The following is a 13,102-nucleotide window of genomic DNA, read 5'->3' as shown; positions in this document are numbered from 1 at the left end:
GGAAATACGAAGGCCCATGCCGCCCATGGACGCTTCGCCGTGATGGCGAGGCGTCCATGGGGCTGGCTTCAAGGCTTGCGGATGTTGACCAGGGTGGCGCCATCACTGGCGTTGCGGAACTCGAAGGCGACCCTGTCGCCCACGCTCAGGCCGTCGAGTTGTGCAGCGGTGGCCTTGAAGGCCATGGTCATCGGTGGCCAATGCAGCGCCGCCACCGGGCCATGCGCGAGGGTGACGAGGTGGCGTTCGGCGTCGATGGCGCGGACGCTGCCCTCGGCGCTCGCGATGGGCGTTTGCTGGGCGCTGTCCATGCTTATGCCGTCCATCTTCATGCCGGCGTCGTCTTCGGCCAGGGCGGAATGAGACAGGGCGAGTAATAGGGCGCCCAGGGTGATCAGTGGGGTTTTCATGGGATGTCTCCAGGTTGCGGTTGGCTGGCTGCCGACGACTGACGACGACGCATCAGCCAGTAGGCGGCGGGAATGACGAACAGKGAAAGSAGSGGCGCGGTGATCATGCCGCCGACCATSGGCACGGCGATGCGRCTCATKACCTCGCTGCCGGTGCCGCTGCTCCAGAGGATSGGCAGCAGGCCGGCGACGATCACCGCCACGGTCATGGCCTTGGGGCGTACCCGCTGGACTGCGCCCTCGCGGATCGCCGCCAGCAGCGAGGACGGCTGGTTGGCCCGGGGATGCTCGGCCCAGGCGTTCTTCAGGTAGACCAGCATGATCACGCCGAACTCCGCGGCCACGCCGGCCAGGGCGATGAARCCRACMCCCGTGGCCACCGACAGGTTGAAACCCATCAGGTACAGCAGCCAYACGCCKCCGGTGAGKGCGAAGGGCARGGTCGCCATGATCAGCAGGGCCTCGTCGATGCGCCCGAACGTCAGGTAGAGCAGCACGAAGATGATCGCCAGGGTCGCCGGGACSACCAGCTTGAGGCGGGCGTTGGCGCGCTCCAGGTACTCGAACTGTCCGGAGTAGCCCAGGCTCATGCCCGGAGCGAGCCTCACCTCGCGCTCCACCGCCTGGCGCAGGTCCGCCACGACCGAGGCCAGGTCACGGCCGCGGACGTCGACATACACCCAGCCGGAAAGCCGGGCGTTCTCGCTCTTGAGCATCGGCGGCCCCTCGCTGATGCCTATTCGCGCTACGCTGCCGAGGGTGATCTGGCCGCCCTGTGCGGTGTAGATCGGCAACTGGCGCAGGGCCTCCACCGAGTCGCGCCATTCGCGCGGGTAGCGCACGTTGATCGGATAGCGGGCCAGCCCTTCCACCGTTTCACCGATGTTCTCSCCGCCGATGGCGCTGCYGACGATGGCCTGCACRTCGGCGATGTTCATGCCGTAGCGCGCCGCCGCCTGGCGGTCGATRTCGACGTCGATGTAGCGGCCGCCGGTCAGGCGTTCGGCCAGCGCCGAGCTGACGCCCGGCACCGTCTTCGCCACCCGCTCCACCGCCTGGGTCGCACGGTCGATCTCGGCCAGGTCGGTGCCGGCGATCTTCACCCCGATGGGGCTCTTGATGCCGGTGGCGAGCATGTCGATACGGTTGCGGATCGGCGGGATCCAGATGTTGGTCAGGCCCGGCACCTTCACCACGCGGTCCAGTTCCTCCACCAGCTTTTCGCTGGTCATGCCGGGGCGCCACTGGTCCCTGGGCTTGAAGCGGATGGTGGTTTCGAACATCTCCAGYGGCGCCGGATCGGTGGCGGATTCGGCGCGCCCGGCCTTGCCGAAAACACTGGCGACTTCCGGCACGCTACGGATCAGGCGATCGGTGTTCTGCAGCAACTCCGAAGCCTTCTGCGCGGAGAGGCCGGGCAGGGCCGAGGGCATGTACAGCAGGTCGCCTTCGTTCAGCGGCGGGAGAAACTCGCCGCCCAGGTGGGACAGCGGCCAGAGCCCGGAGAGGAACACCAGCGCTGCCACCGCCAGTGTGCTCCGCGGCCGGCGCAGTACCGCATCCAGGGCCGGCTGGTAGAGGCGGATCAGCCAGCGATTGAGCGGGTTGCGCTGCTCCGGTGGCAGCTGCCCACGAATCCAGTAGCCCATCAGTACCGGCACCAGGGTCACCGACAGCCCGGCGGCGCCGGCCATGGCGTAGGTCTTGGTAAACGCCAGCGGGCCGAACAATCGGCCCTCCTGGGCTTGCAGGGTGAACACCGGGATGAACGACAGCGTGATGATCAGCAGGCTGAAGAACAGCGCCGGCCCCACTTCCACGGCGGCCTCGATCATGACCTTCCAGTGCTGCTCGCCGACCAGAGGAACGCCAGGGTGCTGCCGGTGCCAGGCCTCGACGCGCCTGTGTGCGTTCTCGATCATCACCACYGCCGCGTCGACCATCGCRCCGATGGCGATGGCGATGCCGCCMAGSGACATGATGTTGGCRTTGATCCCCTGRTGACGCATGACGATCAGCGCGATCAGCACACCCACCGGCAACGACACGATGGCCACCAGCGACGAGCGCAGATGCCAGAGGAAGGCAGCGCACACCAGCGCTACCACGAGGAATTCCTCGATCAGCTTGTGGCTGAGGTTGCTCACCGCGCGGTCGATCAGTTGGCTGCGGTCATAGGTGGTGACGATCTCCACGCCTTCGGGCAGGCTCTTCTTCAGTTCCTCCAGCCGGTCCTTCACCCGCGTGATGGCTTCGCGGGCGTTCTTGCCGCTGCGCAGGACGATCACTCCGCCCACGGCTTCGCCTTCGCCGTCCAGCTCGCCGATGCCGCGGCGCATTTCCGGGCCGAGCTGGACACTCGCGACGTCGCCCAGGGTGACCGGGCTGCCATTACCGGACAGGCGCAACGGGATGGCGCGAAAGTCGGCCAGGCTCTTCAGGTAGCCCGAGGCGCGTACCATGAACTCCGCCTCGCCCAGCTCCAGCACACCACCGCCGGTTTCCTGGTTGGCCTTGCCGATGGCCTCGATCACCTGGCCCTGGGTRATRCCCAGGCTGGCCAGCCGMACCGGGTCGAGCAGCACCTGGTACTGCTTGACCATGCCACCGACGGTGGCAACTTCCGCAACATCAGGCACCGTCTTCAGTTCGAACTTGAGGAACCAGTCCTGCAGGGCGCGCAGCTGGGCGAGATCATGCCGGCCGCTGCGGTCCACCAGGGCGTACTGGTAGATCCAGCCGACGCCGGTGGCGTCTGGGCCGAGCGCCGTCTTCGCCGTGGGCGGCAGGCGCGACTGCACCTGGTTGAGGTACTCCAGCACCCGCGAGCGCGCCCAGTAGAGGTCAGTGCCATCCTCGAACAGCACGTAGACGAAGCTGTCGCCAAAGGAGGAAAAGCCGCGCACGGTCTTCGCACCGGGCACCGACAGCATGGTGGTGGCCAGCGGGTAGGTGACCTGGTTCTCGACGATCTGCGGTGCCTGTCCCGGATAGCTGGTGCGGATGATGACCTGGACATCGGAAAGGTCTGGCAGGGCATCGACCGGTGTACTGCGTAGCGTCCAGACACCCCAGGCGACAATCAACAGGGTAGCCAGCAGTACCAGGAAACGATTGGCCACCGACCAGCGTATGAGCTTCGCGATCATGGCTGTTGCTCCTGCTTGCGGACCTGTTCGATTACCAGGCCTGAGTCTCCCTGGCTGACACCGAAGCGAATGCGATCGCCAGGCTTCAGGCCGGCTGCCAGTTCAGGGCGAGCGAGTGCAAAGGTCATGGTCATGCCGGGCATGCCCAGGGTGTTGAACGGGCCGTGGCTGATGGTCAGACCCTGTGCGGTGATCTCCACGATGCGGCCATCCGCTTCATGCACAGCAGGCATCGTCATCTTTGCCGCCGGCTCTTCTGCCGTGCGCGCTTCGATGCCTTTCAGGCTGGCCTCCGAGTCGATCAGGAACTGCCCGGAAGCGACCACCCGCTGGCCTTCGTCCAGACCTTGAAGTACGGCCACCAGCCCATCGTTCTCCTGGCCGAGACGCACTTCCACCGGGCGGAACCGGCCTTGGTCCTCCGCCAGCATCACAAGATTGCGCTTGCCGGTGCGGATCAGCGCTTCGCTGGGGATCTGCAGCACATCGCTCTGGCCGGCCAGGTCGAGGCTGACCTGTGCGGTCATGCCGGGGAACAGTTGTCCATCTGGGTTGGGCAGCTCGATGCGCAAGCGCAAGGTGCGGCTCTGCTGGTCGTTCTCCGGAAGGATGCTGGTCAGGGTACCGGTCACCGGATGGCCTGGCAGCGCTGGCAGACGGGCATCGACCGACTGGCCGGCCTTGAGTCCTGCGGCTTGCACCTCCGGTACGGCGGCCTCCAGCCAGACACGACCCAGGCCGTTGATCCTGGCCAGGGGGGCGCCAACGGCCAGTGTCATGCCGGGGCGCACCTCCAGCTCACGGATGACTCCGGCAATCGGCGCGTCCAGGGTAGTCACCGGCTGGACTCTGCCGCTGCGCTCGATCTGTTGCACGAGTCCGTTCGGCATGCCGGCCAGCAGCAGGCGTTGTCGCGCCGCCGCCAGTAGCGCCGGTTCGCCCGAATGGCGCAAGGCGATGAACTCTTCCTGCGCCGCCGCCCACTCTGGCACCAGCACATCGACCATTGGAGCTCCGGCGCTCACCACGTCGCCCGGCGCAAGCGAGTAGGTACGCTCGACGAAGCCGCCGGCGCGCGCCTGCAGCACAGCCACATCACGATCATTGAAGGCCAGCACGCCAGTGACCTGCAGCGTACGGTCGAGCGTGCCGCGGGTAACGCTGGCCAGGCGTACGCCGAGGTTCTGCTGGATACCTGGCTCGATGCGCACCGCCGGTACACTCTCGGCAGCATCGGCATACTTGGGCACCAACTGCATATCCATGAAGGGCGACTTGCCCGGCGCATCGAAGTGCTGCTGCGGCACCATCGGGTCGTACCAGTACAGCGGCTTGCGCTCCGGGGTGGCCGAGGCCAGCGGCGCCTGCACCTGAGCCTGCCGGGCAAGCCAATAGCCGCCAGCGCCGCCGACAGCCCCTGCGAGGATCAATAGCGCGAAGGTGTTCCAGGGGAAGCGGTTCATGCGCGTCCCTCCTCATAGGTGAAGTAGAGACGCGCGGCGACCTGTGCAAGGGAGCCTTGCAGGTCGATCTGTTTGAGCCGGGCCTCGACCAGTTGTTGGCGGGCACTCACTACCTCGTCGAGACCAGACTTGCCTGATCGGTAGCCGGCGGTGGCCAGGCGTACCTTCTCCTCGGCCAGCGGTACCAAGGTGCCGGTGCTGCGCTCGACGGCGCGTTGTAGCCGGCGGTATTCAGCCAGGTCGCCCTCCAGTGCCTGCTCGTGTTCGCGGGCCAGCGCCTCTCGCTCGGCCTCCAACTGCCTTACCTGGGCTCGTCGCGCGGCAATCTTCGGGTCCTGGCGGGTGCCGGTGAACAGCGGCAAGTCGAAACTAACCTGCAACGTCATCATGTCGCCGAACTCGCGGCCACGGCGCTGGTAATCCACTTCCCAGCTCCAGTCCGGTTTCTTCTCGGCCACGGCCTCGCGCACTAGGGCTTCGGCCTCGCGGGTCATCGGACCGTAGGCGGCAAGTTCGGGGTGCTGGTGCAACTGTTGCAGCGAGTGGGAGGCGTCGATGGACCAGTGCGGGAAGTCGCCGCTCAGCTCCTGGGAAGCAGCCTGGCCAATCCAGCGTTTGAGCGCCGCCCGTGCCTGGGCTTCCTGGCGCAGCAGGTCGTCTTTCTGCTCGTCCAGCAGCGCGGCCTCCTGACGCGGCGCCACCGCATCGACAGTACTTGCGCGACCCCCCGCCAGACGTGCGCGGACGGTGGCGTCGAGCAGGCGGTTTTCGCGGTAGAAGTCGTCGAACATCGCCAGCTTGCGTTGCAGCGTATAGGTCGCGATCCAGGCCTGGGCCGAGGCACTACGGACCTTCAGGCGTTCGACGCCAGCTTCGGCATCGGCGCGTTCGATGGCGGCCTGGGCGGTCTCGACGCGGGCCTTGCGCTTGTCGCCGTTGGGCATCTCCTGCATCAGGCCGACGACCTGCATGGACATGTTGTCGCGCTGGGTGCTCCAGCGTTCGCCACCCTCGATGGGGACGTTCTGCAGACCAAGATTGAGCTTGGGATCGGGCAGTTCCCCAGCTGGAATGGCGGCGCTTCTCGCCGCCGAGGCTTTCTCGTTCTGTGCGAGCAGGGAAGGGGCGTTGCGTTCAGCCAGCAGCAGGGCGTCGTCCAGTGACAGGGACGCAGCCTGTGCCGACCAGCCCGGCAGCAGCGCGAGCAGCAGCCAGCCGGGGTGGAGTCGGACGTGAGTCACGATGAGGATTCCTCAGGAAAACCAGCGCGTGAGCGCAAGCCACCCGGCAGCCTTCAGGGCCGCGGGCAGGGTTCAGGTCGAGAGAGGAATCAGGCGCAGGGAGGTCGCCAGAGGTCTGCAGGTGCCTGGCTGAGAACTACATCGATGTACGGCGAAGGCCGCGGGGGAGTGGCGACGGGATGGGCAGCTTTCAGGACGCTGACCTGCAACAGGCTGCTGGTCTTGCATTCCTGCCCACTCTTGCAGTCCTTCTTGCCATGCTGGGTCATCTTGCCCAAATCCTGGCAGCAGTCCTGATCCATACCCGCCATCTGGCCCATGCCCATGCTTTGCATCGGGCAGGGTTCAGTGGGTGCCTCAATTCCCGCCATCCCCGTGAGAGGAAGCGTGAGGCTGAGGAGCAAGACGATAAGCAATCGAAGGCGACGGGTCATGATGGGCAGTGTATTCAGACCTTTCTGAGGCAGCAACAGAAACCCAAGCGGTGTGTATCAGTCTGTAGCCTGGATCTCTGAGGCCCGCTTCTGGCCGATTGCTGCCCCCCTGATGACAATTAGCTAAGAATGGTCAGGCCGAAGGCGAAGAACGCTCAAGTATGCGTTGTTGACCATCTATGTGGCGATGTTGGCCGCTAACAACGATTTTGCCAGCGCCTCCTGATCTGCCTCCGGTTCGATGAGTTCCATGCTGACCTGGCGTTTCGCCAACAACATCTGCCACAGCTGCTGGTCGATGGTGTTTTCTACCAGCGGGATCTTCACGATGACCATGCGCAACTGGCCGTTGCGATAGGCTCGGTCTTCGGCCTGGTCTTGCTGGCCAGGCGTCCAGGGCAGGCCGAGGAAAAACACGTAGTTCGCTGCGGTGAGGTTGTTGCCGGTGCCGGCGGCCGACGTGGTGCAGATGAACACGCGGTAGTCGGGGTCTTCCTGGAACTTGTCGATGGCCTTCTGACGCTTCTTCAAGGTATCCGTGCCGACCAAGGTGACGTTGCCGATGCCGGCCTGATCGCAGAGCTCCTTGAGCATCGCCACCGTTGGCTTGAACTCGCAGAAGAGGATTACCTTGTCAGCCGGATCCAGCTCGCTGACCAGGTCCATGGCCACGCGGACCTTGACCTGCTCCAGGTAGCGCCGGAGGGCACCGAGTCGAGCGAAGATGGGCCTGTCCTCGAGGCGCAGCGTGTCGTACATGCGACGCTCGTCTGCAGCCAGCTCCACGGGTAGCAGCTGCCGCTGCTTGCCCTTCAGGTTGGGCAGGACGTCCTTGCGGCGGCGGAGCATCCAGTCGCCGAGCTCGGCGCGCAGGTTCTGACGGAACTCCGGGTTGCCAGCGAAGCGCTCACAGAAGTCCTTGAGCGACAGTTGGCCAACAGGATGCCCAGATAACCGGAGGAGCGTGTGGAGCTCGGTTTCGCGGTTGAGCACCGGCGTGCCGGTGAGCAAGTAGCGATTGGGGACCTTCGCGGCGATATCGAATCCGTGGCGTGTCCATTCCGCCGTGGACTCCTTCAACCTATGCGCTTCGTCGATGATCATGACGCTGAAGCGCTCGGCCTGGACGACGAAGTCGCCCAGCCGCTCGTAGTTGATGACCATCCACTCCGCCGTCGGATCGTCCTGCTGCAGAGCAACCCGGGCTTCGGGGTAGACCGCGTGGATCTCGCGCTCCCAGTTGATCAGCAGGGAAGACAGCGTGATCACCAGGATCGGCGTGCCGGCAGCGCGGATGTGTGCTGCAATCACTGCCTGGCGTGTCTTGCCCAGCCCCATGTCATCGGCCAGCAGCGCGCTGGTCCGCTGAAGCAGGTGCGCGATCCCAGCAGGCTGGTGATCCAGGAGTGAGTAGCCGCGCAGGGCCTCGGTGATCGCGCTCTGGGTGTACTCAGTGCGCTCGATCGGCGAGACGGCCGCCAGATAGATATCGGTGGAGACCTCCTCGTCCCCAGTCGGGGCCGCAGGCTCCTGGGGAGGACCGCCGAGGCTGATCCTAGGCATGTCCTCCGCCGGCGCGACAGTTCCGTCGCTCAGCAGCTCCTGGACGACATCCAGGATCTCGAACTGGTCCTCGGCTAGCCCGAGTTCCAGGATCACATTGCTGCGCACCAACTCTGCAGAAGCGTCGATGCGCCACGAGCTGGAGTGACCTAGGAAGACGCCGTGCATGCGCCGCGCGACCGCAACGACGCCAGGGTGATAGTCGCCCGAGAGCAGCACGCCGTCGTCTGCCAGCGGGGCGATGCGGAGCTTCAAGCCCCAGGCGAATGCTTCACGGGTTGGGTCGGCCTGAGCCTTCTCCAGCTTCTGCTGGAAGCTTTGCCAGGATTCGGTGTAGCGGTCCTGGGCGAGTTCCTGCAGGCGGTGGAAGAGCAGGTCCAACTCGTGGAAGAGCTTGTTCTTGGGAAGCCTCCAGTACCGGTAATACGGATGATCACCGCGGCGGATGTAGAAGCCGCCACGGGCGAGCAGCACCTTGTTGGCACCCTCCAGGAACGGCAGCTGCAGACCGAAGTCGTAGCCGTCGAATACGACGTTGCCGAGCAGTTCGGGCGAGCGGTTCATAATGCGGGGGCGAGCCATACGCTACATGCCCCTCGGCTGGGTCATATCGGGCTTCCCCTTGACCGAGGGGTACGACACCTTGCAACCGGTAGATCTATACCCTGTGCACCCCCAGAAGTCGTACTGACCAGCCTTCTGCCTGCGAGTAAGCGGTTCCCCGCATTTGCCGCACTTGTACTCGCTGCTGGTAGGCCGTGAAGCCGGTGCGTTAGCGCCGCGTTGCATGGTGGCAGACGGTTGAGTCTGCAGCTTATGGAGCTCCGCCCCGAGGTGCTCGTAGAATCTGGCCACGACGGAGCTGTACGTCTCTTGGCCCTGGGCGATCTTGTCCAGGTCCTTCTCCATGCTGCTGGTGAACTCCAGCTGCAGGAAGGTGAAGTTGCCTTCAAGCTTGGCTATTGTCTTCTCCCCGAGGGGGCCAGGGACCAACTTGCGCTTTTCCTCGACGACCAGGCTCTTGCCAGTGATGTTCTTGACGATTGCGGCGAAGGTACTTGGGCGTCCAATCCCCAACCGCTCCAACTCCTTGATCAGGCTGGCCTTGGTGAAGCGCGGCGGCGCCTTCGTTTTCTGGCTGAGCACTTCGCCCTGGTGAACGGCGAGGATTTGCCTGGGCTCCAGTTTCGGGACTGGGTTCTTCGGCGGCTCGGTCTTATCTTCTTCAGCGTCGTCGCCCTTGAGCAGCTTCTTCCAGCCGAGGTAGAAAATGGTGCTACCGGTTGCGGCGAAACGCAGTGGGCGTTTATCCGGTCCCTTGGCCAGGAGCTTGACGGTGCGTACATCGTAGATGGCGTCCGCAAGCTGACTCGCCAGCGCGCGTATTCGGATGAGTTTGTAGAGCGACTGCTCATCGGGCGTTTCGCCCGCTATTTCGTCAGCCCAACTGGTCGGCGTGATGGCCGGGTGGCCTTGCTGGGCGGCATCGCCGGCTTGGAATACCCGGCGCTCCTCGACTGCCTCCAGCCCCATCTGGCGTGCAACAGCCTTCAGATGCACCATCGCATCGTCGTCCAGATTGGGGTTATCAGTACGGTGATAGCTGATGACGCCCTGCTCGTAGAGCTTCTGGGCAATCATCATGGTCTTGTCCGGATCCCACCCCAAGGCCACGCTGGCCGCCTGCTGCATCGTCGAGGAGATGAAGGGCGCGGGTGGCCCGCGGCGTTTCTTGCTGTCGGAGCAGGACTCGACGATTACGGCGCGCGTCCCGGCAACCTGGCTGGCCAAGGTGCCGTCCTGGACGTAGGGGTGGTCTTCAGTCGCAAAGTCAGGAACGGTCACCCACTCTGCCTTCCACTTCTGCTTCGTTGCCTCATCCAGAAAGGTCAGGTCCACGCCGAAGTGGTGAATGACCTTGAAGTTGCGAATCTCGCGTTCGCGCAGGAGCACGATGTAGACGGCGACAGATTGAACGCGACCTGCAGACGTGGGCTCGCCGAGAGTGCGTCGAAGTTCCTGCGTTACGAGGTAGCCCACCAGGCGGTCCAGAACACGCCGGCATTCCTGGGACGCTACCAGCGGCAGATCTATCTTGCGCGGGTTCGCCAGTGCCTCTCGTACTGCCGATTTGGTGATCTGGTTGAAGGTGATGCGCCGGTAGTCGCGAATGCCCAGCGTCTGCTGGATGTGCCAGGCAATCGACTCACCTTCCCGATCCGGGTCAGTGGCAATGTAAATCTCCGTGGCCGTCTTCAACGCATCGCGCATGCTTTTGACGTTGCGCTGGCTCTTGGGCAGCACTTCGTACACTGGGCGCAAGTTCTTGAGCACACCCGTGGTGATCATGGTGCTGTCCTGGCCCTTCTCCGGCAGGTCGCGGATGTGGCCGCCGCTGGCGACAACCATCCAGTCCTCGCCTGGGCGCAGCTTCTTCATCATGGGACCGAGCTTCTTCAGCTTGCCCGGTGCCTCGATGATCATGAGTTTCATGGGGTGCCCCTATCCGTTGATCCAGGCCGCACTGTTGCGGCAGGCCTGAACTGGATCAACGCGAAATGGGCATTAGGTGTGGGGTGAATTTGGCGGGAGGGTCGATATGGACTAGAGGTTCAGCGTCAGCTGCTGGGCCTGCCGGTACCCTTTCAGCCAACTGGCCAACATGGCGGGGTGCTTGTAAGGGCAGGCATGCACGGGAAGCCCTTTCTGCGCAGCTTCTGCACCAGCGGCTGCAATGGTCAGATGAGGGTTGTTGAAGTGCCTCCTATCGACCTTTTGCTCTGGCGCGCTTTGATCTGACACAGAGGGCCTCCTGTGATTTAGGTTGGCGCTGCAGTGCAGGTTACCGACCGGGAGCCTTGTTTACCGTCACAACGAGATGATAACGGCAGTTCACCTGTTTGAGGGGCTGCTTGCCGTCCACGGTCATTACTTGGTCACAGCTAAATTCGGTGACTTCTTCTCGACCGAACTGTGTCCTTCTAGGAGCGGTCGTCTCGAAGTCGAGTTGCTTGAACTGTGGCGCCCCTGTGGCCTTCACATCCTTAGCAGGATTCAGGAAGCCCAGCACTTGATCGCTATGGAGCCAATAACTGAGAGTGACCGCCCCATCGGGCTGGACGATCGGCGTCACATTCAGATCGTAACCATGCTGATAAGTGGCGGGGGTCAGAAGCTCCTTATCTCCCGTAGAACTCACCTTCGAGACGCAGGAGCTGGTGACCTGGGCCTGCGCTCGGAGCGTTTGACCATTGTCGATAATGTCTGCGAACGACATGACCATGTAGTCGTCCCGATACAGGGCTCCGGAGACCAAGAGCTTGTCGTTGGGCCCCTGTTCGATGGGAGCCGCCGCCCAACTGGGCGTGTGAGTGATCAGGGCGAGCGCGAAGCAGAAGGCGGTCCGAAACTGTTTCATGGGTTGGCACCGAGTGTAGGGGATCGTCGAGAGATGCCTGGCTTCCAGCGGCTTCACGATGTGGCACATTTTTGCTGGAGATGGCTCGGCAGAGCTCGTTCTGACGCAAGGCTCGGCTTGTTCAAGGCGGAAAACACCCGGAAATGCGCATTGTGAGGCAGTGGATTTCCCTCACCCTGCAGGATCGTTCCACAAGAGACCTGGGCAGGCGCTGCTTGCAGCGCCCCCCTTTCGGCCCGGCTGTTTCGGGCCGAAGCACCCAGGTTGCCGTAGGCACCATCACTGTGGTCCTGGCTGGGTGATTCCAGTGGAATCACCCAGCTCGCCGTCGGCGCCGGCGTCCAGCCCCAGGTCGAGCGGTTCCAGTGGAACCAGTTGTCCAATCGTCCGCACTGAGGTCAGGGCTGGCTGGGTAATGCGGGCCGCAACACCCTCACGTCAAGCAAGGGCGTTGTGTTACGGGAAACAGTTGTGGAGTGGATATGAGGTGAAACGCCACGACTCAGTAGTCCTTGGCGTGGGAGCTTCACGAAGGGGGCGCGATTTAGCGCCGGTCTATCTGCGAGGGGATTTGACGCAGTTGGCCTAGGAACTCGGTGTTCGAAAGCTTACCGTCCACACGGTCCTGAAGAATGGGAAGGAGTAGAGCCTGCTGCTCTTTGCTCAGCTTGCGATAGAGCTCGACGAGCTCGAGCTCGGAGGGGGTGATGGGTTTGTTCAACAATTGGGCCATGGCGGTTGCTGTCAGAGGTTGGACTGAAGACATGGATGACGGAGCAAAGTTCTTGCCACCTGCAGCTTCGCGACGGGCCGCCTCACCAAATGCGTTTCCGGAGGCGGGAGTGACTGGGTGGTACAGGAGCTACGCGATGGGACGTCCTTGTCCCCGGGAGCCTCGCGAAGGGGCGCGCTAAATTAAGGAGGGGGGTTACAGGGGAATGTCGTCGTCAAATCCATCGTAGTCGCGCATGTCCTGGGTAGGGTGCTGCGGCGCAGGCGGCTGACGATCAGTCCGAGGATTCTGCTGTTGTTGTTGGCCGGTCCCGGAGGTCAGGAGCGATACCTGGGCAACCCGATGGGGGAGGATCGCAACTCGGCTCGCCTCGACCTTCAGTGCCTGGACTTCCTCGCCAGTTTGCTTGTCCTTCCAGCTGTCCATGATGGCGCGTCCCTGGACCAGGACCCGCATGCCTTTCTGGAACACAGAGGCGAAGCGCTCGGCATCCTGATGCCACCACTCGACGTTGCACCAGAACCCTCCACGGTCCTTATAGCCACCTTGGCCGTCCGGGATCGAGTTGTCGAACATGATGTTGAGACGCAGAAGTTGCCGCGGGCCATTGTTGCCGTTGGGGAAGCTCTTGTACTCGGGCAGGGAGCCGATGTTGCCTTCCCATACTACGGGTGTGCTCATGGTGGATCTC

10 protein-coding genes are annotated in these 13,102 nt (G+C 63.6%); all 10 read right to left on the bottom strand.

Features of this window, described 5'->3' with window-relative positions; all coding sequences use genetic code 11:
* Positions 1–68 precede the first annotated feature (68 nt).
* The 10 genes from A6723_RS15570 to A6723_RS15525 all read right to left on the bottom strand — a co-directional run bounded on the left by A6723_RS15570 (position 69) and on the right by A6723_RS15525 (position 13,092).
* Positions 69–410, bottom strand: a complete 342-nt coding sequence (locus A6723_RS15570; RefSeq protein ID WP_054909269.1) for a copper-binding protein — start codon at positions 408–410, stop codon at positions 69–71.
* Positions 407–3,559: an efflux RND transporter permease subunit gene (locus A6723_RS15565; protein WP_064979794.1), complete on the bottom strand. Its 3,153-nt coding sequence runs from the start codon at positions 3,557–3,559 to the stop codon at positions 407–409. The genes A6723_RS15570 and A6723_RS15565 overlap by 4 nt, the downstream gene beginning before the upstream one ends.
* Positions 3,556–5,022 carry an efflux RND transporter periplasmic adaptor subunit gene (locus A6723_RS15560; protein ID WP_054911100.1) on the bottom strand — a complete coding sequence of 489 codons (1,467 nt, stop codon included), beginning with the start codon at positions 5,020–5,022 and terminating at the stop codon, positions 3,556–3,558. The genes A6723_RS15565 and A6723_RS15560 overlap by 4 nt, the downstream gene beginning before the upstream one ends.
* A complete protein-coding gene (locus A6723_RS15555; protein WP_054911101.1) occupies positions 5,019–6,263 on the bottom strand; it encodes a TolC family protein in 1,245 nt (414 codons plus the stop codon). The genes A6723_RS15560 and A6723_RS15555 overlap by 4 nt, the downstream gene beginning before the upstream one ends.
* 89 nt (positions 6,264–6,352) lie before the next feature.
* Positions 6,353–6,697 carry a hypothetical protein gene (locus A6723_RS15550; protein WP_054911102.1) on the bottom strand — a complete coding sequence of 115 codons (345 nt, stop codon included), beginning with the start codon at positions 6,695–6,697 and terminating at the stop codon, positions 6,353–6,355.
* 177 nt (positions 6,698–6,874) lie between these two features.
* The gene (locus A6723_RS15545) at positions 6,875–8,842 is read right to left on the bottom strand and encodes a DEAD/DEAH box helicase (protein WP_054911103.1); all 1,968 of its coding nucleotides are present in this window, start codon (positions 8,840–8,842) and stop codon (positions 6,875–6,877) included.
* Positions 8,843–8,845: 3 nt separating this feature from the next.
* Positions 8,846–10,753 carry a type I DNA topoisomerase gene (gene topA, locus A6723_RS15540; RefSeq protein ID WP_054911104.1) on the bottom strand — a complete coding sequence of 636 codons (1,908 nt, stop codon included), beginning with the start codon at positions 10,751–10,753 and terminating at the stop codon, positions 8,846–8,848.
* Between the two features lie 111 nt (positions 10,754–10,864).
* Positions 10,865–11,062, bottom strand: coding sequence for a CrpP family ICE-associated protein (locus tag A6723_RS31300; RefSeq protein ID WP_054911105.1), 198 nt, complete (start codon positions 11,060–11,062; stop codon positions 10,865–10,867).
* Positions 11,063–11,102: 40 nt separating this feature from the next.
* Positions 11,103–11,678 (bottom strand): hypothetical protein, encoded by a 576-nt coding sequence (locus tag A6723_RS15535; protein ID WP_139092997.1) that lies wholly within the window; start codon positions 11,676–11,678, stop codon positions 11,103–11,105.
* Positions 11,679–12,606: 928 nt separating this feature from the next.
* Positions 12,607–13,092, bottom strand: a complete 486-nt coding sequence (locus A6723_RS15525; RefSeq protein ID WP_054911108.1) for a single-stranded DNA-binding protein — start codon at positions 13,090–13,092, stop codon at positions 12,607–12,609.
* Positions 13,093–13,102: the final 10 nt, after the last annotated feature.

It is taken from the genome of Pseudomonas sp. AU11447 (assembly GCF_001672555.2).
Lineage (GTDB): Bacteria > Pseudomonadota > Gammaproteobacteria > Pseudomonadales > Pseudomonadaceae > Pseudomonas > Pseudomonas nitroreducens.
This window is presented reverse-complemented; position numbering and strand designations above follow the sequence as displayed.